This is a genomic window from Neotabrizicola shimadae (assembly GCF_019623905.1).
GTDB classification, from domain to species: domain Bacteria; phylum Pseudomonadota; class Alphaproteobacteria; order Rhodobacterales; family Rhodobacteraceae; genus Neotabrizicola; species Neotabrizicola shimadae.
On the sequence record NZ_CP069370.1, the window covers coordinates 2,274,032 to 2,299,387 of the forward strand.

The window sequence follows — 25,356 nt, forward strand, 5'->3', positions numbered from 1 at the left end:
CGGAAGGCCCATTTAGGGTGAAACAGCAAGGAGCCGACGATGCGCGCATTCCTGGTCACCGCCCTTCTAGGTGCAGCCTCGCTCGCGGCACCCGCCCATGCGTGGGTCGCCAGCAACGGCTTCGTCGTCCAGCCCATCGACGCCCTGCATTTTCAGGTCAACTCACGCGGTCGCCTTGGCCCATCGAATGCCTGGTGTGCGGCCGGCGACTACGTGATCAAGAACCTCGGCCTGCCCTATCCGACGATGATCTGGCGGGCCTCCCCCCCACCACAGGCCGGGGGCGCCCCGATCGTGTTCACGCTCGATCCGTCCGACCGGCACTATGACACCGGCCTTGCGCAGATCGGCAACAAATCCGGGGGCGTTTCGGCCTCGCTGGCGCAGCAGTTGTGCTGGGTCTCCGGTTCGCGCGGATACCGGGACTGAGGAACGCCATGGCCCGCCCGCACCGCCTTTTGCCTCTCGCCGTCGTCGCCTTGTTGTCGGCAACGCTTCCGGCGTCGGCCTTCCTGTCGTCGCGCAACTATGTCGTCCAGCCCGTCGGCGGCCCCCGGTTCGAGGTGCGCCCCCGCGGCCGGCTCTCCGACCAGGAGGCATGGTGCGCCGCAGGCGAATACGTCTCTCGCGGTTTGGGCCAGATGACGGCCCGCATCTGGCGCATCTCGCCGCCGCCGCGCCCCTCTGGGCAGGGCATCGTCTTCTCGACCTCGCCTGAAGGCGCGGCCAGATCGACCGGCCTTGCCACCATAGGCGGGGGAAACTCGATGTCGGCCTCTGCCGCCATGGCGATCTGCAACGGGCTGAAGAACACCAATCGCCGCTGATCTGAGTCCGTCTGGCCACAGTGCGGACCCTGCATCATGGGGCCGGAACTTCCCACTGGTCTAGATGCGCCGCCTGCCCCTATAGTTTGCGGACAAGACGGGGATACCCCGCGACACGGCAGGCGGAAATCAGGCAAGACGGGGGGACAGGCGGATGCGCTGCCCATTCTGCGGCAACATAGATACCCAGGTGAAAGACTCGCGACCGGCCGAGGATCATGTTTCGATCCGCCGCCGCCGCTTCTGCCCGGCCTGCGGCGGCCGCTTCACCACCTATGAACGGGTCCAGCTGCGCGACCTGGTGGTCATCAAATCATCGGGAAAGCGTGAGGACTTCGACCGGACCAAGCTGGAACGCTCGATCCGCATCGCGATGCAGAAGCGTCCGATCGACCCCGAGCGCATCGACCAGATGATCAGCGGGATCGTGCGCCGGCTGGAAAGCCTGGGCGACACGGACATCCCCTCCAAGGTCATCGGCGAGATCGTGATGGAAAGCCTCGCCCGGATCGACACCGTAGCCTATGTGCGCTTTGCCAGCGTCTACAAGAACTTCCAGGCCGCCGACGACTTCGACCGCTTCGTGTCGGAACTCCGCCCCGGCGGCGCCTCGGACGAGTGAACGACGATCTTGCGCACATGGACCACGCGCTTGCCCTCGCGGCGCGTGGTCTGGGCAATACCTGGCCCAACCCGGCTGTCGGCTGCGTGATCGTCAAGGATGGCCGCGTCCTTGGCCGCGGCTGGACCCAGCCCGGCGGACGGCCCCATGCCGAACCCGTGGCCCTGGCCCAGGCCGGTGCAGCCGCGCGCGGAGCCACCGCCTTTGTCACGCTGGAACCCTGCGCCCACCACGGCAAGACACCCCCTTGCGCCGAGGCGCTGGTGGCGGCCGGTCTGGCCCGAGTGGTGACTGCGCTCACCGACCCGGACCCCCGTGTCGCCGGTCGCGGCCACGCCACGCTGCGCACAGCCGGCATCGAGGTGACCGAAGGCATCCGCCGCGCAGAGGCCGCCGCGCTGAACGAAGGATTCCTCAAGCGCGTCACCCGCGGCCTGCCCTTCGTGACCGTCAAGCTTGCCGCCACGCTGGACGGGCGCATCGCCACCGCCAGCGGCGAAAGCCGCTGGATCACCGGGCCCGAGGCGCGCCGCTCGGTCCACGCGCTCAGGATGCGCCACGATGCGGTGATGGTGGGCTCGGCCACCGCCATCGCCGACGACCCCGACCTGACCGTGCGCGACATGGGCGCCCCGCGCCAACCCGTGCGCGTGGTGCTCGACCGGCTTCTTCGTCACTCGCCCGACAGCCGCCTGGGCCGGACCGCCCGCGATGTCGCGGTCTGGATGGTCCACGGCCCCGACGCGCCCCCCGCTGCGCGCGCGGCCTGGGCCGCCACCGGCGCCGAACTGATCGAGACCGCCGCCACGCCACAGGGCCTCGACCTCGACGCCGCGCTGCGCGCGCTGGCGGCCCGCGGCCTGACGCGCATCCTGTCCGAAACCGGCGGCACGCTGGCCGCCGCCCTGATCCGCGCCGGGCTGGCGGATGAACTGATGCTTTACCAGGGCGGCCTTCTCATCGGCGCCGAGGGAAAGCCCATGCTGGGCCCCCTCGCGCTTTCGACCCTGGCCAGCGCCCCCCGTCCCCGCCTCATGTCGCAAGACCGGCTTGGCCCGGATATCCTCAGCCGCTGGCGCATCGCGCCGGACTAGCGCAAGCCAAATTCCTTGGAAGGAATTTGCCCTAGCGGAACCGGTCCATCAGCTTCTGCAACGGAGACTTCGCTTCCTCGACCGGGCTTTCCGCCACAGGCTTCGCCGCGGCGGGCTTCGCCTCGCGCGCCCCGCCCGATGACCGCGGCGGCGCCACGCGCAGGGACACCGCGTTCATGAACCGCGTCGCATCCCCTTCGGCCAGTGCCACCGCCCCGTCCGACACGCCGCGCAGCACATCCTCCAGCCAGTCCTGATCGGCCTTGGCGAAATCGTGCAGCACATAGGACGCCACGGCATCCTTGTGCCCCGGATGGCCGATGCCCATCCGCACCCGGCCATAGGCCTCGCCGATATGGCCGTGGATCGACCGCAGCCCGTTGTGCCCGGCATGGCCGCCGCCCTGCTTCACCCGCAGCTTTCCGGGCGCCAGGTCCAGTTCATCGTGGAACACAACCACGTCGGCAGGGGCCAGCTTGTAGAAGGCCATCGCCGCCTGCACTGCCTCGCCCGACAGGTTCATGAAGGTCTCGGGCTTCAGAAGCACCACCTTTTCCGCTCCAAGCCGGCCTTCGCTCGCCACGCCCCTGAACGCGCGCTTCCACGGGCCGAAGCCATGGTCGGCCGCGATCCGCTCCACCGCCATGAAGCCGATGTTGTGCCGGTTGCCGGCATATTTCGCGCCCGGATTGCCAAGGCCCACGAACAGCTTCATCGCATCGGGCCTCCTGCCGCCCGGCCCTTCCTTGACGCGCCCTGCCCGCCCGGTCAAGCATCACCGCCCAAGCAGAGGGATCATGCGCAGTACCGTCCTCGCCTCGATGCGCAACGAAGGCCCCTTCCTCGTGGAATGGGTCACCTGGTATCGCCGCCTCGGCTTCACCGACATTCTTGTCGTCACCAACGACTGCACCGACCACTCGCCCCAGCTTCTGGCCGCGTTCCAGGCCGCGGGCTGGCTCACCCAACTCGACGCGACTATCCCCGAAGGCCGCCGCATCACCCCCACGAAACTCGCCGCCGCGAAGCGCCTGCCGCAGGTGGCCGGCGCCGACTGGGTCTTCACCTGCGACGTGGACGAGTTTCTCGTCATCCACCCCGGCGACGGCACTCTGGCCGACCTGCTGGCCATCCCTGCCCGCCCGGTGCTGGGAATCTCGGTCAACTGGCGCCCCTTCGGCGCCGATGGCCAGACCGCCTGGCAGGATGGACTTGTCCACCGGATGCACCGCCGCGCCGCAGCCCCCGGCAATGCCCTGAACCGCTGGGTCAAGTCGATGGTGCACGAGCCCCGCCGCTTCCGCGCGCTCGGCGAACATGGCCCGGTCGGCCTCATCCACCCCGAAGACGCCGCGCTGCCCTGGGTCAATGCCGATGGCGCCCCGGTCCCCGGCTGGGCGCCCGAGCCCAACCGCATCCGCACCCTGCCGCCCGCGCTCACCAGCCATGCCACGGCTCAGGTGAACCACTACATGGTCCGCAACCCCGAAAGCTTTGCGCTGAAGCGCGGCACGCTTTCTCCCGTGGCGGGCAAGGACCGCTATACCGACGACTACTACGCCCGCTGCGACCGCAATGAGGTGCACGACGATTCGGCCCTCCGCCATGCCGCCGCCTTCGACGCGCTCCACGCCGAAGCCATGGCCTTGCCCAATGTCGCGCGCCTGCATCACCTGTGCTGCATGGACTACGTCGCCCGCCTCGCCGCGCTCACCGGCCGCGCGCCGCAGGACGACCCCCGCTGGCAGGCGCACCGCGCCCTGGCCGAAGCCTGAGCGCAAAACGAAAGGGGCGCGGCCCAACAGGACCGCGCCCCCGACTCCGCCCGTAAGGGCAGAAGATTAGCCTTCCGCGTCCGACGCCGCCAGGCCCGAAGGCGCGGCGATGTTGGCCACCACGAAGTTCCGCTCGATGGTCGGGCGAACACCTTCCGGCAGCTGGATGTCGCGGATGTGGATCACGTCACCAATGACCTTGCCGGTCAGGTCCACCGTGATGTGGTCCGGAATGTCGCCCGCCACCACTTCCAGTTCCACTTCGTGACGCACCACGGTCAGCGTGCCGCCGCGCTTCAGGCCGGGGCTGGCTTCGTGGTTCACGAATTCGACGTGGATGAACAGGTTGATCCGGCTCTCGTCATGGATGCGCATGAAATCGACATGGACCGGCAGGTCCTTGACGACATCGCGCTGCACGCCGCGGCAGATCACGTGAACGTCGGGCTGGCCCTCGACCTTCAGGTTGAACAGCGACTGCAGGAAGCGGCCTTGCTTCAGGCGCTTCAGGAGGTAGTTGTAGTTCATCTGGATCGGCTGGGGCTCTTGCCCGTCGCCGTAGATGATGCCAGGTACGTTGCCCGCTCTGCGGGCTTGACGGGCGGCCCCCTTGCCTGTCCCCGTCCGTACCTCGGCCTGAAGATCGGTGATCTCGCGTGCCATAGGTCTCTCCAATGTGTCTCGTCCGCCATCCTCCAAGGGTGCATGGCGCGACCGGGGGCCTATAGCCGCGCTTGGCCGCGAAGGAAAGCCCTGAATCGCGGCCCCCGTCGCAAAGGGCCCCAGCCCTGCCGGTCGCGGACTTGCCGCGCTCTGTCCGAAGGGCTAGCTCTCCCGGACAAGCCGAGAGCCCGATGCCCGTCCTTCCCACCCTTGCCGCCGCCCGCCCCGCCGCCGTGGTCTTTGCCGCCATGGGCGTGCTCTGGGGCGGCTATGCCGCGGCGCTCCCCGACATCAAGACCATGCTGGATGTCAGCGAAACCCAGCTTGGCCTTGTCCTGTTCATGACGCCGATCTCGGCGGTCATCGCCATGCTTCTGGCCCCGCGCATCGGGGCCGCGCTTGGCCGCGTGGCGCTGCCTGTGGCCGCCGCGGCCATGGCGCTGGCTTTCGCCCTGCCCGGCCAGACCGCCAGCCTCGTGCTCTTTCCGCTGGCCATGCTCGCTTGCGGCGCGACCACGGGCTTGGCCGATGTGCTGATGAATGCCCGCGTCGCCACGCTGGAGACCGAGCGCAAGCTGCACCTGATGAACCTCTGCCACGCGGCCTATTCCTTCGGCTATGCCGGGGGCGCGGTCGGCACCGGCGCCATGCGAGCGGCGGGCTGGCCGCCTTCGGCCGTCATGGCCTGCCTCGCTGGCGCGGCGCTCGTGATGGCGGCAATGTCACTGGAACGCGATGGCACGATCCACGGACTGCGCAAGCCCGGCGGGGCAAAGGGCGGCGGCCTTGGCCTGGTGCCCTTCATCGGCGGCGTCATCGTGCTCATCGCCTTCATGACGGAGAACGCAGCCGAAAACTGGTCGGCGCTGCATATCGAGACCAGCCTCGGCGCCGCCCCCGGCGCAGGCGCGCTTGGCCCCGCCGCGCTGGCCCTGACCATGGGCCTCGCCCGCCTGGCCGGTCAGGGCCTGTCGGGCCGCATCTCGGGCGCCGCACTCCTGGGCGGCGGCGCGGCGATCTCGGCCGCAGGTCTCATCATCGCCGCCGCCGCCACCAGCCCGGCCATGGCCTATGCCGGATTCATCGTCATGGGCCTCGGCTCCTCGGTGATCGCGCCGACGGCCTTCTCGATGGTCGGCCGCGCCGCACCCGACAATGCCCGGGCCCGCGCCGTGGCCCGCGCCACGCTCTACGGCTATTTCGGCTATTTCTTCGGCCCGCCGCTCTTCGGCTTCCTTGCCGGAAGCGCCGGCCTGCGCGCCGCCTTCGTGCTGGCCGCCTGCCTCTTGCTGGCCGTGCCCTTCCTGGCCCGGCGCCTTGCATCGGATGCCGACAAGTCTTGACGAAACGTTAATTCGATCCGTCAAGCCATTGATTTCATTGGCGCAGAAAAGCGTCCGAGCTCGGACGCTCAGGCCCAGTCGCCCTCGAAGTCCTTGGGGACCAGAAGGTTGTGGCGGCCGATCTCGGTCACCTTCCGCTCCCCCAGAAGGGCCATGGTCACGTCCATCTCCTTGCGGATCACCTCCAGCGCCTTGGTCACGCCCGGTCCGCCCATGGCGCCCAGCCCGTGCACGAAGGCCCGCCCGATCATCGTGCCCTTGGCCCCAAGCGCCAGCGCCTTCAGCACGTCCTGCCCCGACCGGATGCCGCCATCCATCCAGACCTCGGTCTGGTCCCCCACCGCCCGCACCACCCGCGGCAGCATGGAAATCGACGACACCGCCCCGTCCAGTTGCCGCCCGCCGTGGTTCGACACCACAATGGCATCGGCCCCGAAATCGGCCGCCCTGCGGGCATCCTCCTCGTCCAGGATCCCCTTCAGAATGAACTTGCCGCCCCACTGGTCGCGGATGCGCGCCACCTTGCCCCAATCCAGCTTGGGATCGAACTGCTCGTTCGCCCAGGCCGTCAGGTCAGACAGCTTCTGCACCCCCTTCACATGGCCCACGATGTTGCGGAACTGCCGCCGCGGGGTCTGTGCCATGGCCAGCGACCAGGCGGGCTTGGTCGCCATGTTCAGGATGTTGGGAATGGTCAGCTTCGGCGGCGAGGTGAGCCCGTTCTTCAGGTCCTTGTGCCGCTGGCCGAGGATCTGCAGGTCCAGCGTCAGCACCAGCGCCGAACATTTCGCCTTCTTCGCCCGCTCGATGATCGCATCGACGAAATCTTCGTCCCGCATCACATAAAGCTGGAACCAGAACGGCTTGGAGGTATGAGCCGCCACGTCCTCGATCGAACAGATCGACATGGTGGACAGGGTGAAGGGCACGCCGAACTTTTCCGCCGCCCGCGCCGCGAGGATCTCGCCATCCGGCCACTGCATCCCGCAGCTGCCCACCGGGGCCAGAGCCACCGGCATCGCCACCGGAAAGCCCGCCATGGTGCTTTCCGTCGTGCGCCCCGTCATGTCCACCGCGACCCGCTGGCGGAACCTGAGCTTCCCGAAATCCGAGACGTTGTCGCGGAAGGTCTGTTCGGTGTAGCTGCCGCTCTCGCAGTAATCCCAGAACATCTTCGGCGTCCGCTTGCGGTGCAGCTTCTTCAGGTCGTCGATGCAGGTGATGACGGGCACGCGCAGTCCTCCGGTTTTGTCGCCCCTGCCTAGCAATCCGCGCCGGCGGGGGCAAAGGGGTTTTCACCGGTCAAACCGGCGCGATGCGCCCGATGCGCGCCGCCTGCCCATGCACGCGGCCGGTCACATCGCGCACCGTCCATAGGACAGTGTCCAGGATCATGAACCGCCGCCCGGTCGCCGAGATGCGGATGCCGCGATAGCCGTCGGTCCATCCCCTTTCGCGCGCCTCGGCCAGCAGACGATCACGGTCGGCCTGCACCGCCGGGTCGTCCTCGGCCGACAGGCGAGAGGGCAACCGCGTGAAACCGTCCCACCCCATCTCCCACAGCGCCAACGCTGCGGCATTGCCATAGCGGAACAGCGGGTCAGCCTCGGTGCCGTGCGACACCACCGGCAGTGGCAGGGCGAACAGCGCCTCCGCCAGCGCGCGATCGTCATGCGGCGCCGGATGGCCCAGGATCGGCGCGCCGGTCAGGAGCTGGTAGCTGTCAGACAGCAGCCGGGCATAAGCCACCGCCGCCACTGTCTGCCAGCCCTCAGGCGGCATGGGCTCCCGCCGCCAGCGCCTTGACCTTGGCCAGAACCTCGGCCACGGGCTTGCCCTCGCCGATATCCTTCACGATGGCCGATCCCACGACACAGCCATCAGCCACCCCGGCGATGGTCGTCGCGGCCTCGGGCGTGGTGATGCCGAAGCCCACGATCACTGGCAGCTCGGTCTGCGACTTGATCCGCGCCACTTCGGGGCCCACGTCCGTAGCCTGTGCCGCCGCCGCCCCGGTGATCCCGGTGATCGAGACGTAATAGACGAAACCGGAGGTGTTCTGCAGTACCTTGGGCAGGCGCTTGTCATCGGTGGTGGGTGTCGCCAGCCGGATGAAGTTCATCCCCGCCGCCTGCGCCGGCAGGCACAACTCGCTGTCCTCTTCCGGCGGCAGGTCCACCACGATCAGCCCATCCGCCCCAGCCTCCACCGCCTCTGACAGGAAGCGGTCCACGCCGCGGGAATAGATCGGGTTGTAATAGCCCATCAGCACGATCGGCGTCACCGCATCGCCCGCCCGGAACTCGCGCACCATCTGCAAGGTGCGGTCCATGGTCTGCCCGCCTTCCAGCGCGCGCTGTCCCGCCGCCTGGATCGTCGGGCCATCCGCCATCGGGTCGGTGAAGGGCATCCCCAGTTCGATGATGTCCACGCCCGCCGCCGGCATCCCCTTCATCACCTCAAGCGAGGTCGCCACATCCGGATCGCCCGCCATGAGATAGGCCACGAAGGCCTTCTTGCGGTCCGCCCTCAGCCGGGCAAAGCAATCGTCGATGCGGGTCATTCCGGTCTCCCTGTGGCTGGCCTTGGCGTGGGGCAGCCGCCGGCGAAAGTCAACCTCCCGCCCCCGGCAAGGCGCGCACCAGATAGCGCACCGTCTTGCCCGGCGCGGGCGAACCCCGCCCCATCTCCTCAAACCCCATCGCCGCGTGAAACGCGTCCGAGCCCGGATTCGGCGGATGCGAGTTCACCTCGCAGACCACGCGCTCCAGCCCCGCCCCGGCGGCAAACGCCTCGAACCGCGCATAAAGCCGCCGCGCCAGCCCCTGCCCCCGCGCCGCCTCGGACACCACCACCCGGTCCACATAGGCGAACCGTGCGAGCCTGTCGCAGAACCAGCGGTAGTTCGGGCTGGCGTAATCCGCCCCCGGCGCAAAGCCGATGAGGAAGGCCAGCACCTCGCCACCCGGCCCGATGATCGCCGGCGCATCGCAGCTGGCCGCCAGCAGCCGGTCCAGCGCCGCCCCGTCCAGCACCGAGGTCTTTTCCTCCACCGCCCGGTTCAGCCGCAGCACCCCGGCCAGAACCTCCGGCCCCGCCCCCCTCAGGTCGACAGTGCCGTGCATGGCTCAGCCGTTGAACAGGAAGTGCAGCACGTCGCCGTCCTTGACCTCATAGGTCTTGCCCTCGACGCGGAACTTGCCCGCCTCCTTGGCCCCGGCCTCGCCGTTGCCGGCAATGTAGTCGTCATAGGCCACGGTCTCGGCCCGGATGAAGCCCTTCTCGAAATCGCCGTGGATCACGCCCGCCGCCTGCGGGGCCAGCGTCCCCTTCGTGATCGTCCAGGCGCGCGCCTCTTTCGGCCCCACGGTGAAATAGGTCTGCAACCCCAGAAGCTCGTAGCCCGCACGGATCAGACGGTCGAGCCCGGCCTCGTGCAGCCCCATCTCCTCCAGGAACATCGCCGCCTCGTCGTCGGGCAGCTGCGCAAGCTCCTCCTCGATCCGCGCCGAAATCACCACCGAGGCCGCGCCCTGCGCCTTCGCCATCGCCGCCACCCGGTCCGACTGGCTGTTGCCCGCCGCGGCCTTGGCCTCCTCGACATTGCAGACGTAAAGCACCGGCTTCGCGGTCAGAAGCTGCAGCAGACGCCACGCCCGCGCGTCCTCCTCGCTCACCGTCACCGTGCGGGCCGGCTTGCCCGCCTCCAGCGCCGCCTGGGCCAGCGCCAGCAGGCGGTCCTGGTCCAGGCTGTCCTTGTCCCCGCCCTTCAGCTTGCGCGCCAGGTTCGCCCGCCGCCGCTCGATCGACTCCAGATCGGCCAGCATCAGCTCGGTCTCGATGGTCTCGGCATCGGCCACCGGGTCGATGCGCCCCTCGACATGGGTGATGTCCCCGTCCTCGAAACAGCGCAGCACATGGGCGATGGCGTCACATTCGCGGATGTTGGCCAGGAACTGGTTGCCCAGCCCCTCGCCCTTCGACGCGCCGCGCACCAGGCCCGCGATATCGACAAAGGTCATGCGCGTTGGGATGATCTGCTTCGACCCGGCGATGGCAGCCAGCTTTTCCAGCCGTGCATCCGGCACCGCCACCTCGCCCACATTGGGCTCGATGGTGCAGAACGGAAAATTCGCAGCCTGCGCGGCAGCGGTGCGCGTCAGCGCGTTGAACAGGGTGGACTTGCCGACATTCGGCAGCCCGACGATGCCCATCTTGAAACCCATGCCGCATACTCCCGTCGCTGACGGGCCGCTCATAAGCCGCAGCCCGCGCAGGATCAAGCTGGCGCCCGCCCATTACCCCGGCAGGCGGCCCGGCCGCACATCCTCCGCCACCTGGTCGGTCAACTCGCGGATCAGCTTGCGCCGGATCGCGGCAGGAAAATCCGACTGGCGCGGCGCCACCTCGACAAAGGCGCCGGGGCCGCGCAACAGCTCGCGGCTGAAATACTGCGGCAACAGGCTTTCATGCTCGCCGATGGCCAGGCCGTTCACGGTGATCCCGGTCCAGTCGGCCCGCGCATAGGACCTGGCGGGCGGCGGACCCTCGTTGTTCTGTCCGTCGCCCGAGACATCCAGAACCAAACGCCGGCAGTCGGGCGCGCGGCGCATCAGGTCCAGCCCATAATCCAGCGCCGCGCCAAGCGCCGTCAGATGGCGTTCCGTGGGCCGGGTCAGCGCACGCATCCGGGTGGCCAGCGCATCCAGCCCGGCCTCGTCCTGAACAATAACCCAGTCCTCGACCATGGCCTGATCGGCGACCCCGCTCCACTCGTAAACCGCAAAAGCCACCGGGGCGTCGCCCGACAGGAAGGCGCGGCGCACCGCCGGATCGGTCAGGGCATCGGCCAGCCCTTCAGCCTGCACGCGGTAATCCCGCCCGTCCACCGAGCGCGACACATCCATCGCCAGCGCCAGTGCAATCCGGCACTCGCTCGCTGCCGCAGGAGCGGCAGCGCCAAGCAGCAGGAAAAGGGCGGACAGGCAGCGCATCGGCACCTCCCGCCCGCCAGACTACACGGGCACGGGGCCTGCGTCAGCCTCTGGCAAGCTCGGCCGCGAAGAAGGGCTCGGGACTGTCCACCTCGACCAGCCGCTTGCCCTCGATCAGCCAGAACCGGTTGGCGATGGCGCGCACGAAGCCCCGGTCGTGGCTGACCACCAGGCAGGTCGCCTGGGGCGCGGTCAGCTCCGATTCCAGCGCCTCCTGCCCCTCGATGTCCAGATGGTTGGTCGGCTCGTCCAGCAGGTGGAAGTTCGGCCGCATCAGCCGCAGCATCAGCATGGCCAGCCGCGCCTTCTGCCCGCCCGACAGGCTCGCCAGCGGCTTGCCCTGACGGTCGCTGCGGATGCCCGCCCCCGCCAGAAGGCTGCGCGTCGCCGCATCGCCCTGGCCAAAGGCCGACACCAGATCGAAAGGCGTGCCCTTCGGCGGCAACATCGTCAGCGCCTGGTCGGCATGACCCAGCACCAGCGAGGGCGCGGCGCGGATGGCTCCCGCTTCCCCCCGGCAGGCCGCCAGCACGGCCTCGACCAGCCGGGTCTTGCCCGCGCCGTTGCCGCCAAGCAGCACGATCCGGTCGCCCGGCTCGATCCATTTCTCACCGGTGCGATACAGAGGCCGCCCGTCCGGCGCAGAGATGGCCGCATCGGCCAGCGTGACAAGCGCCTTGGCATGGCTGCCGGAATGGGTCAGCCGGATCGCCCCGCTCGATCCCTCGCGGTGCACGGCACGGGCCGCCGCCTCGATCTTCTCGGCGCGCTCGGTCAACTGCTTGGTCTTGACGACCAGCAGGTCAGACCCCGAGTTGATGCCGATGTTCTTCAGCTTCGCTGCCTGCCGGCGCAGTTGCTCGGCCCGCGCCAGGTCATTGGCCTGGGCACGGGCATCCGCCGCATCCGCCTCGTCCAGCGCGGCGCGGGCGCGCGAATAGGGCAGCGCAAAGCTGCGGCTCGCCACGGGGCGCAGGAACAAGGTGGAACCGGTCGCCTCGTCCAGAAAGGCGCGGTCATGGCTCGCCACGATCACCGCCACGTCGCGCGGCAGGTCGGCCAGCCAGCGCGTCAACACGCCGATACGGGCCAGGTCCAGGTGGTTGGTCGGCTCATCCAGCAGGTAAAGGTCCGGCTCGCCCACCGCCGCCGCCGCCAGAAGCGCCGTGCGTTGCCAGCCGCCCGACAGTGCCGCAAAGGTCGTGTCGCGCAACTCCCACGGCACCGCCAGTTCGTCCAGCACCACATCCGCCCGCCAGTCCATCGACCCATCCGCCGGTAGGCCACGCGCGACGGCATCGCGCAGCGACAGCCCGGCAAGCGCGGGATCGGGGTCCTGGCTCACATGAGCCACGGTCAGGCCGCGCGCTCTGGTGATCTGGCCCGAAGACGGCTCGATCTCGCCCGCGATCAGCTTCAGAAGCGAGGATTTGCCCCGGCCATTGGCCGCCACCAGGCCAAGCCGGGCACCGGGGACAAGGGAAAAGGTCAGGTCGGAAAACAGCGGCTCGGCCAGGACCAGGCCAACGGAACGCAGCGACAAGACGGACATGGGACAACCTTCATATGACGGGAAAAGCGCCACCGGGGCGCGGGTCATGGGCTGTCCGAATATGCGACCGGCCAGCCCTGCTTCAGGAAAGCAGGGCGGAAACAGGGCCAGGTCGGCGCTCGCGGGTGAAGGCGTGTTTCATGGCTCCATCCTGCCACCGCCGTCGCCCCCCTGCAACTCCTCCCGGCTTCTTCTTTGCCCAAATACTCCGGGGGGAGTCGCCGCCCCGGCGGCGACGGGGGCGGGACGCCCCCCTGCCCTTGCGCCAGCCCTTCGCAGGCGCAAGGGCGCAACGACTTGCGCGGCCCCGGCCGCGCGCATCCTAACAAACGGTAAATGCGCGAAGGCAACCCATTGATTTTACTTGCATCGTTCAGGCGTCCGAGCTCGGACGCCCCTGCCCCCTTCCCTTCCGGCCCCGTCTCGGCTAAGGGGTCGGCCTCACCCGATCCGGAGCCCGCCATGGCCGCCAGCGCCAACCTGAACCTGATGATCAAGGCCGCCCGCAAGGCCGGCCGCTCCCTCGTCAAGGATTTCCGCGAGGTCGAGAACCTTCAGGTCTCGTCCAAGGGCCCCGGCGACTTCGTGTCCCGTGCCGACCGCGAGGCCGAGCGGATCATCAAGGAGGAACTCCTCGGCGCCCGCCCGACCTACGGCTGGCTGGGCGAGGAGACCGGCGAGCAGGACGGCGCCGACCCGACCCGCCGCTGGATCGTGGACCCGCTCGACGGCACCACCAACTTCCTGCACGGGATGCCCCACTGGGCCGTCTCGATCGCCCTGGAACACAAGGGCGAGATCGTCTCGGGTGTGGTCTTCGACGCCGCCAAGGACGAACTCTTCTGGGCCGAGAAGGGCGCCGGCGCCTGGATGAACGACCGCCGCCTGCGGGTCTCGGGTCGCCGCCACCTGCACGAGGCGGTCTTTGCCACCGGCATCCCCTTCGGCGCCAAGTCCACCCTGCCCGCGATGATGCAGGACCTCGCCCGGCTGATGCCGGCCTGCGCCGGTGTCCGCCGGTGGGGCGCCGCCGCGCTGGACCTGGCCTGGGTCGCCGCCGGCCGCTTCGACGGCTTCTGGGAGCGGGAGTTGCACACCTGGGACATCGCGGCCGGGCTGATCCTGGTCAAGGAGGCCGGCGGCTTCGTCTCTGGCATCCGCGACGGGCAGGACCCGTTGGAGTCGGGCTCGATCCTGGCCTGCAACGACGCGCTTTTCTCGACCTTCCAGAAGACCCTGCGCGGCGAGTGACCCTGCGGCTTGCCCTGCGCCGGGGCGCCGCCCTATAAGGCCCCGTCAGCGTCAGGAGCCGCCATGCGCGAAGCGAGCGTCACCCGCACCACCGCCGAGACCTCGGTCGAGGTCGCCGTCAACCTGGACGGCACCGGCCGGTATGACTGCCAGACCGGTGTGGGCTTCTTCGACCACATGCTGGACCAGCTGGCGCGCCATTCGCTGATCGACCTGACCATCCGCGCCAAGGGCGACACCCATATCGACGACCACCACACGGTCGAGGATGTGGGCATCACGCTGGGTCAGGCCCTGACGAAAGCCCTGGGCGACAAGCGGGGCATTCGCCGGTACGGCGCGTTCCGGCTGGCGATGGACGATGCCCAGGTGGCCTGCGCGCTGGATTTGTCGGCGCGGCCTTATCTTGTTTGGAACCTGACCTTCCCCGCGGGGAAGATCGGCAGCTTCGACACCGAGCTGGTGCGGGAGTTCTTCCAGGCCCTGTCCACCCATGGCGGCATCACGCTTCATGTGGACCTGATCCACGGAATCAACGCCCACCACATCGCCGAGGCCGCCTTCAAGGCGGTCGCACGGTCACTGCGCGAGGCGGTGGAACCCGATCCGCGTATGGCGGGCGTGCTACCCTCGACCAAGGGCGCGCTGTGACGGCGGCGGGTGAGGTGTGCAGGGTTTTCGGATGTGCGCACCGAGCCGAAGACGAAGTTAAGTCTATGATATCAGTATATAAAATTTGGATTCGAGTCTGCGCACCCGTCTTGCCGGCCCGATCCGGGGTGGCAAGATGAGCCTTACGGTTCTGGTCGACTACGACAGCGGCAATCTTCACTCGGCCGAGAAAGCCTTTCAGCGCATGGCACTGGAGGTCGGCGCGGGCGAAGTGCTGGTCACATCACGCCCCGAGGATGTGGCCCGCGCCGACCGCGTGGTGCTGCCCGGCGACGGGGCCTTTCCGGCCTGCCGTCGCGCGCTTGGCGCCTATGGCGGGCTGGCCGAAGCGATCGAAGAGGCCGTGACCGTCCGCGCCGTGCCGTTCCTTGGCATCTGCGTGGGGATGCAGATGCTGGCGACCTGGGGGCGCGAATACGAGGATACCGCCGGTTTCGGCTGGATCGGGGGTGAAGTGGTGCGCATCACGCCGGCCGACCCGGCGCTGAAAGTGCCCCACATGGGCTGGAACGACCTGGTGATCGACCGGGCTCATCCGGTGCTGGACGGCATCGCCACGGGCGACCATGCCTATTTCGTGCATTCCTATCACTTCCGGGTGGACGACCCGGCGCATCTTCTGGCCCATGCCGACTATGCCGGCCCCATCACCGCCATCGTCGGGCGCGACACCATCGTCGGCACCCAGTTTCACCCCGAGAAGAGCCAGGCCACCGGCTTGCGGCTGATCGGCAATTTCCTGCGCTGGCGACCCTGACCGCCCGGCGTGGCACCTGCGGCAAAGCGGTTCAAGAGACTTCAGCCTAGACCGGCGGCGCACGGCGGGCGCCCAAGCGCCCGGCCCTGCCAAACCAGGAGACGAGTACATGAAACGCATCCTTCTGCCGCTGCTACTGGCCACTGTCGCCGCTCCGGCATTCGCCCTCGACCTGACCGAATGGGGCAAGGAAGGCGACTGGGTCATCCTCATCGACCCGAACCATGACAATAACTGCTTGGCCCAGGTGTCCTATTCCGACGGCAGCCTTCTGCGCGTGGGCTTCCGCGAAAAGGGCAAGGAAGGCATCCTGGCGGTGGTCAACCCCGCCTGGGACTTCAAGAAGGACGACAAGTACCTTCTCAACTACTCGGTGGACGGTGGCGCCGGTATTGATGCCGAATCGAAGGGCGTCGCTGTGGGCGAGATGAAGGGCGTCGAAGTTCCGTTCAAGGATCCGGCCGTGCTGTACGCTCTGGTCAAGGGCAACAGCCTGGCGCTGACCTATGAAGGCAACAAGCTGGCAGACGTGTCGCTGGCCGGCAGCGCCGCGGCGCTGGAAAAGGCCGCGGTCTGCGAGCTGGAACAGCATCCGGGCTGAGCGCGACCCAAGGCTTCAGGGGGGCGCCTTCGGGCGCCCCTTTCGTTTGCGCGCAGGGTTATTGCACCCGCGTCCAGGTGCCACCGTCGCGGCAGATCATCAGAACGCAGCCGGACACTGAAAGCTTGTTGCCGCTCAGCTGCATCTTGGCGTCATAGGTCTTGTCGCGGTCCGGGCTCCAGACCTTGCCGTCGCCATAGGCACCGTCGCCTTCCGGTATCATGTCCCAGACGATGCGCTTGCCGATGTTGGGCGAGGAAATCTCCTTGCCCGCTCCGTCGAAGGCCTTTTCCAGCTTGCCGCAGAAGGCAGGTCCGCAGGACGTGATGCGTATCAGGCCGGTGTTGCCGTTGTCGTCGGGCTTGGTACGCCACAGCCCTTCCACCGGATCGGCCAGAGCCGCGCCGGCGGACAGCATCAGAATCATCGCCGATGTCAGGAACTTCATGTGATCCTCCCTCTTCCGGGCCGCATCATCCGGCTGAAGGGCGGGGCCGGGCAAGTCTGACGCTGGGTCACGACTGCGGTTACCTGTCGTCTTGGCATCGGCGGATGGTCGTGGCAATGGAATGGCGACCAGCCTTGGGGGGCATCATGATCCTGTATCCGGCCATCGACCTGAAGGACGGCAAATGCGTGCGCCTGCTGCGCGGCGACATGGCGGCCGCCACCGTGTTCGGCGAGGACCCGGCGGCCCAGGCCGCAGCCTTCGAGGCGGCGGGGTGCGAGTGGTTGCATCTCGTGGACCTGGATGGCGCCTTTGCCGGGCACCCGGTGAATGGCGCGGCAGTCGAGGCGATCCTTGCCCGCGTCTCCGTGCCCTGCCAGCTTGGCGGCGGCATCCGCAACCTTGCCACCATCGGGATGTGGCTGGAAAAGGGGCTATCTCGCGTCATTCTGGGCTCGGTCGCGGTGGACAAGCCCGAACTGGTGCGCGAGGCCTGCAGCAGCTTCCCCGGCAAGATCGCCGTGGGGATCGACGCCCGCAAGGGCCGGGTCGCCACCCATGGCTGGGCGGACGAGACCGAAACGATGGCGGTGGATCTTGCCCGCAGCTTCGAGGATGCGGGGGTGGCGGCGATCATCTACACCGACATCGACCGCGACGGCGCGATGCAGGGCCCGAACATCGAAGCCACCGTGGCGCTGGCACAGGCCGTGTCCATCCCCGTGATTGCCTCGGGCGGGGTGTCGCGGCTGGAGGATCTGCTGGCCCTGCGCGATTCCGGCGTGATCGCGGGCGCGATCTCGGGCCGGGCGCTTTATGACGGCGCGCTGGATTTGCGCGGGGCGCTGGCGGCGCTGCGGTAGGCCCGCCACAGAAGCCAGAGCCACAGGCCAAGCCCGGCGGGCGCGGTGATGGCCAGCACGATCAGGTTCGTGGGGATCGGCTCTTCGCTCGACCAGAGCGCGGCGGCAACGGGCGCGGCGATCAGCGGCAGGGCCATGCCAAGGGCGTGGCGCCAGGCCGGGGCGGCGGGTCCGAGGCTTGCGACCTGTCCCCTCCCCAGGCGGAACATGGACCAGGCCGTGACCAGGGCCATGACCGGACCGGCCAGCCTTTGCGGCGCGGGGGCCAGCGCCGACTGCACCAGCCATATCAGAAGCACCAGCATCGGGGCTGCCCACAGCACGGGACGTGGCGGGAGGCGCAGCGGTTGCAGCCGGTCCAGCGCGATCTGCGCGGCGACGGCCAGCGCGGCAGCGGCCCCCAGGTAGACGAGGCTGGGCAGAGGGCCGGTCAAGGCAAGCCCCGGCCGCTCGGTGACCCAGTAGCCGCCCCAGAAGCCGAACCCCAGGCCGGATAGGACGAGAACGGCGATCTGGCGCCAGAGCGGGCCGGCGGCGGCCCATCTTGACGCAGCGAAGACGATCCCCGCCGTCAGCAGGCTGTGCCAGGCCAGCGGCGTCCAGACCAGCTGTACCGGGAAGGCATCGTACATGGTCGAGACCACCGCGCCTTCGACGGAAATCCCCATCAATGCCCCGCCCAGGATGACGCCCCGCCAGCCGCCGCAGCCGCTGGCGAGCACGACCGAGAGCCCGGTGGCGGCGCAGAGCGCGTAGACGAGCACGGTCAGCAGCGCCTGTCCCGCGACCTGCAGGGCCGGCAGGCCCGCGGGCGGCACCGTCCAGAACAGCGCCTCGGACCCGTAGAACCCGATGACCCCAAGCGACAGCGAGGCGGCGAGGAAGCGAAGGCTGTGCATGGGCTCCACCGGTGACGACCGCGACCAACCTGTCACGCGGGCCCGTCCGTGCATAGCCGGCGGTGGGGCGGCTTGTCATCGGCCGGCGGATCGGGCTAACAGGAACCGCCCGGCGCAAAGGCCCGCCCATGCTGAAGACCCGCATCATCCCCTGTCTGGACGTGGCCGATGGCCGCGTGGTGAAGGGCGTGAACTTCGTGAACCTGATCGACGCCGGCGATCCGGTGGAAGCGGCCCGCGCCTATGACGCGGCGGGGGCGGACGAGCTGTGTTTCCTGGACATCCATGCCACGCATGAAAACAGGGGCACGATGTTCGACCTGGTCACGCGGACGGCGGAGCAGTGCTTCATGCCGCTGACGGTGGGCGGCGGGGTCAGGACGCCCGAGGATGTGCGGGCGCTGCTGCTGGCGGGGGCGGACAAGGTCAGCTTCAACTCGGCCGCGGTGGCGAACCCGGATGTGGTGGCCGAGGCGGCGGACCGGTTCGGCAGCCAGTGCATCGTGGTGGCCCTGGATGCCAAGACGGTGGCGCCGGGGCGGTGGGAGATCTTCACCCATGGGGGCCGCAAGCCCACCGGGATCGACGCGGTGGAATTTGCCCGCACGGTGGCGGCCAGGGGGGCGGGCGAGATCCTGCTGACCTCGATGGATCGCGACGGCACCAAGCAGGGGTTCAACATCCCGCTGACCCGGGCGATTGCCGATGCGGTGGCGATCCCGGTGATTGCCAGCGGCGGGGTGGGAAACCTGGACCACCTGGTCGAGGGCGTGCTGGAGGGCCATGCCTCGGCGGTGCTGGCGGCCTCGATCTTCCACTTCGGGACCTACACCATCGGGGAGGCCAAGGCGCGGATGGCGGAGGCGGGCATTCCCGTGCGGCTGTCATGAGCGCGCTGGAGCGGCTGGCGGCGACCGTCGAGGCGCGGCGGGGGGCGGATCCGGAAACGTCCTGGACTGCCAAGCTCTTGGCCAAGGGGCCGGAGAAATGTGCCGAGAAGTTCGGCGAGGAGGCGGTCGAGGCGATCATCGAGGCGGTGAAGGGGGACCGGGCGCGGCTGACCTCGGAGGCGGCGGATGTGCTGTACCACCTGTTGGTGATGCTGGCCTCCCGGGGGGTGACGCTGGCCGAGGTCGAGGCCGAACTGGCCCGGCGCGAGGGCACCTCGGGGATCGAGGAAAAGGCCTCGCGCTGAGGCGTCCGAGCTCGGACGCTTTTCGCAACCAATGAATTCAATGAGTTGCGGCTCGGACTTCATGAATCGTTAAGGATTCGCCGCGCCACTGCCCCTTCGGAAGCCGGAAGCCGACGCTGCGTCACTGCTGTTGCGGGGTATCCAAGCCCGCCCGACGTCGTATCAAGGCGGCGAGGCATCCGGAGCGGAGCGGGTGGCATGGACAGGGACGGCATCGTGGCACGGGTGGCGGCGCTGCGCGCGGGGAATGACGCGCGACGCCTGACCTTTGGCATGGCCGAACGGCGCGCGGCGCTGGAGCGGCTGGCAGCGGCGGTCAAGGCCGAGGAAGCGACGATCCTTGCGGCGCTACGCGAGGATTTCGGCAAGCCGGCCCCCGAGACGGTGCTGACCGAGATCCTGCCGGTGCTGCAGGAGATCGGCCATGCGCGGCGGCACCTGCGGGCCTGGATGGCGCCGCGGCGGGTGGGCGGGTCGCTGAACACCCTTGGCACAAGTGCACGCATCGTGCCGCAGGCAAGGGGCACCTGCCTGATCATCGCGCCCTGGAACTACCCTTTCCTTCTGGCGATTGGTCCGCTGATCTCGGCCTTGGCCGCGGGCAACGCGGCGGTGATCAAGCCGTCGGAGATGACGCCCGCGACCTCGGCCCTGATCGCCCGGCTGGTGGCCGGTGCGTTTCCGCCCGATCTGGTTACGGTGATCGAAGGCGGGCGGGAGGTGGCAGAGGTCTTGCTGGACCAGCCCTTCGACCATGTGTTCTTCACCGGCAGCCCGGCAGTCGGGCGGATCGTCATGGCGGCGGCGGCGAAGCACCTGGCCTCGGTCACGCTGGAACTGGGCGGCAAGTCGCCCTGCATCGTGGGACCGGGGGCGGATCTTGACCGGGCGGCGGCCTGGATTGCCTTCGGCAAGTTCGCCAATGCCGGGCAGACCTGCATCGCGCCGGATCATCTGTTCGTGCACGAGACGGTGAAGGACGCCTTTCTGGGCAAGCTGCGCGCGCGGATTTCGCGGGCCTATGGCGCCGGCGCCAGCAGCCCGCATCTGGCGCGGATCGTGAACGATGGCCATGCCGCCCGGTTGGCGGGGCTGGTGCGCGATGCGGTTGCCAAGGGCGCGCGGGTGGTGCTGGACGGCGGGCAAGACGGGCGGGCGATGGGGCCGACCCTGCTCGAGGCGGTGACGCCCGAGATGGAGATCGACCGCGAGGAAATCTTCGGCCCGGTGCTGCCGGTGATGACCTACCGCGACGAGGCCGAGGTAATCGCCCGCATCAACGCGCGACCGAAGCCGTTGGCGCTGTACGTCTTCGACCGCGACCGGGCGCGGGTGGACCGGGTGGTGGGGGCCACCACATCGGGCAGCGTGGGGGTGAACCTGACGGTGGTGCAGTTCAGCCATGCCGGCCTGCCCTTTGGCGGCGTGGGCAATTCGGGCCTTGGCGCGGCGCATGGGGAGCACGGCTTTCGCGCCTTCAGCCATGAGCGCGCGGTGCTGGCAAACCGCTTTTCCGCGCTGCCTGCGGTGTTTCCGCCCTATACGGCGGGCGTGAAACGGTTGATCGGTCTGGCGCGGCGGATGCTGGGGTAGGTGATGGAGCATGATATCATCATCGTTGGCGCGGGCTCGGCGGGCTGCGTTCTGGCGAACCGGCTGTCGGCCGATCCGACGCGGCGGGTCTGCCTGATCGAGGCGGGGCCCAAGGACCGCAACCCGCTGATCCACATCCCGCTTGGGCTGGCGCTTCTGGCACGGAGCCGACGGGTGAACTGGGGCTATGCGACCGAGCCGGAGCCGGCGCTGGCGGGGCGGCGGCTTTATTGGCCGCGGGGCATGACGCTTGGCGGGTCAAGTTCGATCAACGCGATGATCTACATGCGGGGGCATCCGGAGGACTACCGGGGCTGGGGCCGCGCGGCAGGGCCGATGTGGGACTGGCCGCGGATGCGCGAGCTGTTCCTGCGGCTGGAAGACAATGGCGCGATAGCCGATGGGCATCATGGGGTCGGCGGGCCACTTTCGGTGCAGGACTTGCGGGCGCCCAATCCCCTGAGCCGGGCTTTCGTGGAAGCGGCGGGGGCGGTGGGGTTGCCGGTGCTGGGCGAGTTCAATGGCGCGGCGCAGGAGGGCGCGGCGCTCTACCAGGTGACGCAGAAAAACGGCCAAAGGTTCAGCGCGGCGCGGGCCTTCTTGGAGCCAGTGCGCGGGCGGCGGAATCTGGAGGTGCTCACCGGGGCGCAGGTGGAACGGGTGCTGTTCGAGGGCCGCCGCGCCGTGGCGGTGCGGCTGGCGGGGCGCGACTTGCGGCTGAGGCCGGGCGGCGAGGTGGTGCTCTGCGGGGGGGCGGTGAACTCGCCCCAGCTTCTGATGCTGTCGGGCATCGGGCCGGGGGCGGAATTGAGCCGCATGGGCATCGCGGTGCTGGCGGACCGGGCGGAGGTGGGGGCGAACCTGGCCGACCATCTGGACGTGACGGTGATGGCGAAGGACCAGGGCCGCGTGGCGATCGGCGTGGCGCCGGCCTTCCTGCCGCGGCTGGTGCGGGCGGGCTGGGCCTATGGGCGGCGGCGCGAGGGGGAGCTGACCTCGAACGTCGCCGAGGCCGGGGCCTTTGCCCGCTCGGACGCCGGGCGGGACCGGCCGAACCTGCAGTTCCATTTCCTGCCCGCCTATCTGCGCGACCACGGTCGGCAGACGAGCTGGGGCTTTGGCGTGACGCTGCATGTCTGCGACCTGTTGCCGAAGAGCCGGGGGCGGATCGGTCTGGCCTCTCCGGACCCGCGGGCGGCGGCGCGGATCGAGGCGGGGTATCTGAGCGCGCCGGAGGATGAGGGCGTGCTGCTCGCGGGCGTGCGGATGGCGCGGCGCATCCTGGCGGCGGCGCCCCTGGCGGGGATGCTGGCGGGCGAGGTGTCGCCGGGGCCGCAGGCGCAATCGGATGCGGCGCTGATGGACCATATCCGGCGGCAGGCCGAGACGATCTATCACCCGGTGGGGTCGTGCCGGATGGGGCTGGATGACGGCTCGGTGGTGGACGAGGCGGCGCGGGTGCGGGGCGTCGAGGGGCTGCGGGTGGTGGATGCCTCGATCATGCCGGCGATCATCGCGGGCAACACCAATGCGCCGGTGATGGCGATGGCCGAGAACGTGGCGGAGATGATGCTTCGGCGGGACTGATGCGGCCCGGCATCGGCCTCAGGCGCCGATGAGGCGGGGGTATTCGATGGCGGGGCAGCGGTTTTCCACCACGCGGATGCCGCGGGCGCGGGCCTTGGCGGCGGCTTCGGGGTGGAAGAGGCCAAGCTGCATCCAGACCGTCTTCAGTTCGGGGAACCGTTCCAGCGCCTCATCCACGATGGGACCGATGGCCTCGGGGCGGCGGAAGATGTCGATCATGTCCACGGGTTCGGTGATCTCGCTCAGCGAGCCGCGAATGCGCTCGCCAAGCGCCATGCCGCCGGCCTGTCCGGGGTTGACCGGGATCACGCGGTAGCCATGCGCCGCCAGGAAACGCGCGACGCCATGGCTGGGGCGCGCCGGGTTGGGCGACCAGCCGACCAGCGCGATCACGCGGGTTTCGGTGAGGATGTCGCGGATGTCGTCATCGGTCACGGACATGGGCGGGCCTGCGATGGGAGGAAAGAAAAAGCGCCTGGTCCTTGGGGAGCCAGGCGCAAGTCGCGGAACGAGGGACAGTGAACTGAGGGACGGGGGTTCCGGTTCCGTCCTTCGCTATGTGACTTAAAATCCCTAGCGCGGAATTAAAGACGTGGTCGCGCTTTCGTGAACCCGGTGTCATCTTGACGAGGCGGCGTAGAGCGCAACCGCGGTGGCGTTGGAGACGTTGAGCGAGCCGAACTCGCCTGTGAACGGGATGCGGGCCAGGATGTCGCAGGTCTCGCGCGTTTTCTCGCGCAGGCCGGGACCTTCGGCGCCCATGACAAGGCCGATGGGCCGGGTGCCGGCGCTGGCCACCGCCTCGGCCAGGGCAACCGGCGCCGCCCCGTCCAGGCCGATGAGGAAGTAGCCCATGTCGCGCAGCGTCTCCATCGCCTCGGACAGGTTGGTGACGCGCAGGTAGGGCTGGCGTTCCAGCGCGCCGCTGGCGGTCTTGGCCAGCGCGCCGGTTTCGGGGGCGGAATGGTGGCGGGGCGCAATGACGGCGCGGGCGCCGAACACCTCGGCCGAGCGCAGGACAGCGCCGACGTTGTGGGGGTCGGTCACGCGGTCGAGGAGCACGACCAGCGGACCGCCCCGGCCCGAGATGGCCACGTCTTCCAGCTTGCCCCAGTTCAAGGGCTTCACTTCCAGCGCGGCGCCCTGGTGGACCGAGCCTTCGTCAATGGGTACGTGGAAGTTGCGTGGCTCCACGATCTCGGGCTCCAGCCCGCCCTCGGCCACGGCATCCCCCAGCCGGTCGGCCGCGTTCTTGGTCAGGACCAGGCGCAGCTTCTGCCGGTCGGGGTTCAGAAGAGCGTCGCGCACGGCATGGATGCCGAAGAGCCAGACGGTTTCCCGCGCCTCGTCCCGCTTGCCGCGTTCCTTTTCGATCACCCAGTCGGGCTTTTTCGTGCCGGTTTTCATGTTGGTTCCCTTTGCGCGCCAAGATGGAAGAGGGGGCGTCCGGGCGCAAGGCGAAAGGCGGATCGGACGGCGGGACAAGGCAGGCCGATCCACCCTTGACGCCCCCTGCCCGCGCGAGTATTCCCCCCGGCCAGTGGGCGACGTGCTGCAAGGTGCGGCAGCGGACTGTAACTCCGCCGAGGCGACTCGTGCCTGGTTCGATTCCAGGGTCGCCCACCATCCTTACCGAAATCCAGTCAGACAGGCGGCTTGCCTTTGTGCCTTGCGCTTCGCAGGATCGCGGCATGATGCGCGATGACGTGAGGCTGCGGACGGCAACGGTTGATGAGCTGGGGCTGATCCTGGACTGGGCGGCGGCCGAGGGGTGGAACCCTGGGCTGGGCGATGCCCTGCCCTTTCATGCCACCGATCCGGACGGGTTCTTCCTGGCCGAAGCCGAGGGCCGGCCGGTGGCCGCGATTTCGGTGGTCAATCACGATGAGCGCCATGCCTTTCTGGGACTTTATCTTTGCCTGCCGGACTGGCGCGGCCGGGGCATCGGCCTTGCGCTATGGCATCATGCGCTGGCCCATGCCGGCAACCGGACGGTGGGACTGGATGGCGTGGCGGCGCAGCAGGCGAATTATGCCAAGTCCGGCTTCGTGCTGCAGGGCGCGACCACGCGGCTTGCCGGGCGGCTGGCGGGCGCGACGGACCGCGCGATTCGCCCCGTAGGGCCGGGGGATGTGGACGCGCTGGTTTCGCTGGATGCGGCCTCGGGCGGGGTGAAGCGGGCGCGCTTCCTGTCGCGCTGGCTGGAACCGGAGACCGGGCGCCAGTCTGTCATGCTGGCAGAGGGCGGCGGCTTTGCCACCATCCGCGCCTGTCGGTCGGGGGCAAAGATCGGGCCGGTGATCGCGCCGGATGCCGATTTGGCCATGCGGCTGGTGCGCGCCGCGCTGGCCGCCCTGCCCTGCGACACGGTCGCCATCGACCTGCCGGCCACCAGCGCGGCCTTGCGCGACCGCTTGCAGGAGCTTGACTTCGCCCCGGTCTTTCAGACGGCGCGCATGTCCCTTGGCCCGCCGCCGCAAGGCGACGGGCGGGTGCAGGCCATCGCCACGATGGAACTGGGCTGAGCCGGTCTTGCCAGTGGCGGGACTTCGCGCGAAGGTGGAGGCGGCATGTCGTGACCGCCGCCCGCGATGACGCGGGCATGCCGGGACGACAGGGC

29 protein-coding genes and 1 tRNA gene are annotated in these 25,356 nt (G+C 69.0%); 17 read left to right on the forward strand and 13 right to left on the reverse strand.

Annotated features, from left to right (window positions below):
* Window positions 1-39: 39 nt before the first annotated feature.
* From JO391_RS10970 to ribD, 4 genes are all read left to right on the forward strand, one after another.
* Complete coding sequence (locus JO391_RS10970; protein WP_220660534.1) at window positions 40-429, forward strand: hypothetical protein; 390 nt, start codon at window positions 40-42, stop codon at window positions 427-429.
* A gap of 8 nt (window positions 430-437) precedes the next feature.
* A complete protein-coding gene (locus JO391_RS10975) occupies window positions 438-827 on the forward strand; it encodes a hypothetical protein (RefSeq protein ID WP_220660535.1) in 390 nt (129 codons plus the stop codon).
* A gap of 154 nt (window positions 828-981) precedes the next feature.
* A complete protein-coding gene (gene nrdR, locus JO391_RS10980) occupies window positions 982-1,449 on the forward strand; it encodes a transcriptional regulator NrdR (RefSeq protein WP_220660536.1) in 468 nt (155 codons plus the stop codon).
* A complete protein-coding gene (ribD, locus tag JO391_RS10985; protein ID WP_375155659.1) occupies window positions 1,446-2,543 on the forward strand; it encodes a bifunctional diaminohydroxyphosphoribosylaminopyrimidine deaminase/5-amino-6-(5-phosphoribosylamino)uracil reductase RibD in 1,098 nt (365 codons plus the stop codon). Before nrdR ends, ribD begins: the two co-directional genes overlap by 4 nt.
* Before the next feature lie 31 nt (window positions 2,544-2,574).
* Here ribD and pth read toward each other — a convergent pair whose 3' ends face one another.
* The gene (gene pth / locus JO391_RS10990; protein WP_220660537.1) at window positions 2,575-3,258 is read right to left on the reverse strand and encodes an aminoacyl-tRNA hydrolase; all 684 of its coding nucleotides are present in this window, start codon (window positions 3,256-3,258) and stop codon (window positions 2,575-2,577) included.
* Between the two features lie 82 nt (window positions 3,259-3,340).
* Between pth and JO391_RS10995 the strand changes: the two genes are divergently transcribed.
* The gene (locus JO391_RS10995) at window positions 3,341-4,318 is read left to right on the forward strand and encodes a glycosyltransferase family 2 protein (protein WP_220660538.1); all 978 of its coding nucleotides are present in this window, start codon (window positions 3,341-3,343) and stop codon (window positions 4,316-4,318) included.
* A gap of 66 nt (window positions 4,319-4,384) precedes the next feature.
* On the opposite strand, the gene JO391_RS11000 is transcribed toward JO391_RS10995, so the two are convergent.
* Window positions 4,385-4,981: a 50S ribosomal protein L25/general stress protein Ctc gene (locus JO391_RS11000; protein ID WP_220660539.1), complete on the reverse strand. Its 597-nt coding sequence runs from the start codon at window positions 4,979-4,981 to the stop codon at window positions 4,385-4,387.
* A 191-nt stretch (window positions 4,982-5,172) separates the two neighbouring features.
* On the opposite strand from JO391_RS11000, the gene JO391_RS11005 reads away from it, so the two are divergent.
* On the forward strand, window positions 5,173-6,324 hold the full coding sequence (locus JO391_RS11005; RefSeq protein ID WP_220660540.1) for an MFS transporter: 1,152 nt from the start codon (window positions 5,173-5,175) through the stop codon (window positions 6,322-6,324).
* A gap of 68 nt (window positions 6,325-6,392) precedes the next feature.
* Here JO391_RS11005 and JO391_RS11010 read toward each other — a convergent pair whose 3' ends face one another.
* The 7 genes from JO391_RS11010 to JO391_RS11040 all read right to left on the reverse strand — a co-directional run bounded on the left by JO391_RS11010 (window position 6,393) and on the right by JO391_RS11040 (window position 12,870).
* Entirely contained in the window at window positions 6,393-7,556 is a 1,164-nt protein-coding gene (locus JO391_RS11010; RefSeq protein WP_220660541.1) for an alpha-hydroxy acid oxidase, read from the reverse strand.
* A 70-nt stretch (window positions 7,557-7,626) separates the two neighbouring features.
* Window positions 7,627-8,106 carry an MEKHLA domain-containing protein gene (locus JO391_RS11015; protein ID WP_220660542.1) on the reverse strand — a complete coding sequence of 160 codons (480 nt, stop codon included), beginning with the start codon at window positions 8,104-8,106 and terminating at the stop codon, window positions 7,627-7,629.
* Window positions 8,096-8,887 (reverse strand): tryptophan synthase subunit alpha, encoded by a 792-nt coding sequence (gene trpA, locus JO391_RS11020; protein ID WP_220660543.1) that lies wholly within the window; start codon window positions 8,885-8,887, stop codon window positions 8,096-8,098. Before trpA ends, JO391_RS11015 begins: the two co-directional genes overlap by 11 nt.
* A gap of 49 nt (window positions 8,888-8,936) precedes the next feature.
* The gene (locus tag JO391_RS11025; RefSeq protein ID WP_220660544.1) at window positions 8,937-9,449 is read right to left on the reverse strand and encodes a GNAT family N-acetyltransferase; all 513 of its coding nucleotides are present in this window, start codon (window positions 9,447-9,449) and stop codon (window positions 8,937-8,939) included.
* Window positions 9,450-9,452: 3 nt separating this feature from the next.
* Window positions 9,453-10,550, reverse strand: coding sequence for a redox-regulated ATPase YchF (ychF, locus tag JO391_RS11030; protein WP_220660545.1), 1,098 nt, complete (start codon window positions 10,548-10,550; stop codon window positions 9,453-9,455).
* A 72-nt stretch (window positions 10,551-10,622) separates the two neighbouring features.
* Window positions 10,623-11,318, reverse strand: coding sequence for a DUF1194 domain-containing protein (locus JO391_RS11035; protein WP_220660546.1), 696 nt, complete (start codon window positions 11,316-11,318; stop codon window positions 10,623-10,625).
* A gap of 43 nt (window positions 11,319-11,361) precedes the next feature.
* Window positions 11,362-12,870 carry an ABC-F family ATP-binding cassette domain-containing protein gene (locus JO391_RS11040; RefSeq protein WP_220660547.1) on the reverse strand — a complete coding sequence of 503 codons (1,509 nt, stop codon included), beginning with the start codon at window positions 12,868-12,870 and terminating at the stop codon, window positions 11,362-11,364.
* Window positions 12,871-13,332: 462 nt separating this feature from the next.
* Here JO391_RS11040 and JO391_RS11045 point away from each other — a divergent pair, with 462 nt between their 5' ends.
* From JO391_RS11045 to JO391_RS11060, 4 genes are all read left to right on the forward strand, one after another.
* Window positions 13,333-14,121 carry an inositol monophosphatase family protein gene (locus JO391_RS11045; protein WP_220660548.1) on the forward strand — a complete coding sequence of 263 codons (789 nt, stop codon included), beginning with the start codon at window positions 13,333-13,335 and terminating at the stop codon, window positions 14,119-14,121.
* A gap of 63 nt (window positions 14,122-14,184) precedes the next feature.
* Window positions 14,185-14,772 carry an imidazoleglycerol-phosphate dehydratase HisB gene (gene hisB / locus JO391_RS11050; RefSeq protein WP_220660549.1) on the forward strand — a complete coding sequence of 196 codons (588 nt, stop codon included), beginning with the start codon at window positions 14,185-14,187 and terminating at the stop codon, window positions 14,770-14,772.
* Between the two features lie 136 nt (window positions 14,773-14,908).
* Complete coding sequence (gene hisH, locus JO391_RS11055; protein ID WP_220660550.1) at window positions 14,909-15,550, forward strand: imidazole glycerol phosphate synthase subunit HisH; 642 nt, start codon at window positions 14,909-14,911, stop codon at window positions 15,548-15,550.
* A 109-nt stretch (window positions 15,551-15,659) separates the two neighbouring features.
* On the forward strand, window positions 15,660-16,151 hold the full coding sequence (locus JO391_RS11060; RefSeq protein ID WP_220660551.1) for a hypothetical protein: 492 nt from the start codon (window positions 15,660-15,662) through the stop codon (window positions 16,149-16,151).
* A 58-nt stretch (window positions 16,152-16,209) separates the two neighbouring features.
* On the opposite strand, the gene JO391_RS11065 is transcribed toward JO391_RS11060, so the two are convergent.
* The gene (locus JO391_RS11065; RefSeq protein ID WP_220660552.1) at window positions 16,210-16,599 is read right to left on the reverse strand and encodes a DUF2147 domain-containing protein; all 390 of its coding nucleotides are present in this window, start codon (window positions 16,597-16,599) and stop codon (window positions 16,210-16,212) included.
* Between the two features lie 146 nt (window positions 16,600-16,745).
* Between JO391_RS11065 and hisA the strand changes: the two genes are divergently transcribed.
* Window positions 16,746-17,462: a 1-(5-phosphoribosyl)-5-[(5-phosphoribosylamino)methylideneamino]imidazole-4-carboxamide isomerase gene (gene hisA / locus JO391_RS11070; RefSeq protein WP_220660553.1), complete on the forward strand. Its 717-nt coding sequence runs from the start codon at window positions 16,746-16,748 to the stop codon at window positions 17,460-17,462.
* On the opposite strand, the gene JO391_RS11075 is transcribed toward hisA, so the two are convergent.
* The gene (locus JO391_RS11075; protein WP_220660554.1) at window positions 17,414-18,361 is read right to left on the reverse strand and encodes a hypothetical protein; all 948 of its coding nucleotides are present in this window, start codon (window positions 18,359-18,361) and stop codon (window positions 17,414-17,416) included. The genes hisA and JO391_RS11075 overlap by 49 nt on opposite strands.
* 128 nt (window positions 18,362-18,489) lie before the next feature.
* Here JO391_RS11075 and hisF point away from each other — a divergent pair, with 128 nt between their 5' ends.
* The 4 genes from hisF (at window position 18,490) to JO391_RS11095 (ending at window position 22,736) form a co-directional block, all read left to right on the forward strand.
* Complete coding sequence (gene hisF, locus JO391_RS11080) at window positions 18,490-19,251, forward strand: imidazole glycerol phosphate synthase subunit HisF (protein ID WP_220660555.1); 762 nt, start codon at window positions 18,490-18,492, stop codon at window positions 19,249-19,251.
* Complete coding sequence (locus JO391_RS11085; RefSeq protein ID WP_220660556.1) at window positions 19,248-19,556, forward strand: phosphoribosyl-ATP diphosphatase; 309 nt, start codon at window positions 19,248-19,250, stop codon at window positions 19,554-19,556. Before hisF ends, JO391_RS11085 begins: the two co-directional genes overlap by 4 nt.
* Before the next feature lie 198 nt (window positions 19,557-19,754).
* Window positions 19,755-21,149 carry an aldehyde dehydrogenase family protein gene (locus JO391_RS11090; protein WP_220660557.1) on the forward strand — a complete coding sequence of 465 codons (1,395 nt, stop codon included), beginning with the start codon at window positions 19,755-19,757 and terminating at the stop codon, window positions 21,147-21,149.
* A 3-nt stretch (window positions 21,150-21,152) separates the two neighbouring features.
* Complete coding sequence (locus tag JO391_RS11095; protein ID WP_220660558.1) at window positions 21,153-22,736, forward strand: GMC family oxidoreductase; 1,584 nt, start codon at window positions 21,153-21,155, stop codon at window positions 22,734-22,736.
* Window positions 22,737-22,754: 18 nt separating this feature from the next.
* On the opposite strand, the gene JO391_RS11100 is transcribed toward JO391_RS11095, so the two are convergent.
* Both JO391_RS11100 and rlmB read right to left on the reverse strand, forming a co-directional pair.
* A complete protein-coding gene (locus JO391_RS11100) occupies window positions 22,755-23,177 on the reverse strand; it encodes a CoA-binding protein (RefSeq protein WP_220660559.1) in 423 nt (140 codons plus the stop codon).
* A 177-nt stretch (window positions 23,178-23,354) separates the two neighbouring features.
* Complete coding sequence (rlmB, locus tag JO391_RS11105) at window positions 23,355-24,143, reverse strand: 23S rRNA (guanosine(2251)-2'-O)-methyltransferase RlmB (protein WP_220660560.1); 789 nt, start codon at window positions 24,141-24,143, stop codon at window positions 23,355-23,357.
* 135 nt (window positions 24,144-24,278) lie between these two features.
* On the opposite strand from rlmB, the gene JO391_RS11110 reads away from it, so the two are divergent.
* Together JO391_RS11110 and JO391_RS11115 are read left to right on the forward strand one after the other, a co-directional pair.
* Window positions 24,279-24,362 (forward strand) — tRNA-Tyr (locus JO391_RS11110).
* A gap of 65 nt (window positions 24,363-24,427) precedes the next feature.
* Window positions 24,428-25,261 carry a GNAT family N-acetyltransferase gene (locus tag JO391_RS11115; RefSeq protein ID WP_259444673.1) on the forward strand — a complete coding sequence of 278 codons (834 nt, stop codon included), beginning with the start codon at window positions 24,428-24,430 and terminating at the stop codon, window positions 25,259-25,261.
* Window positions 25,262-25,356 lie beyond the last annotated feature (95 nt).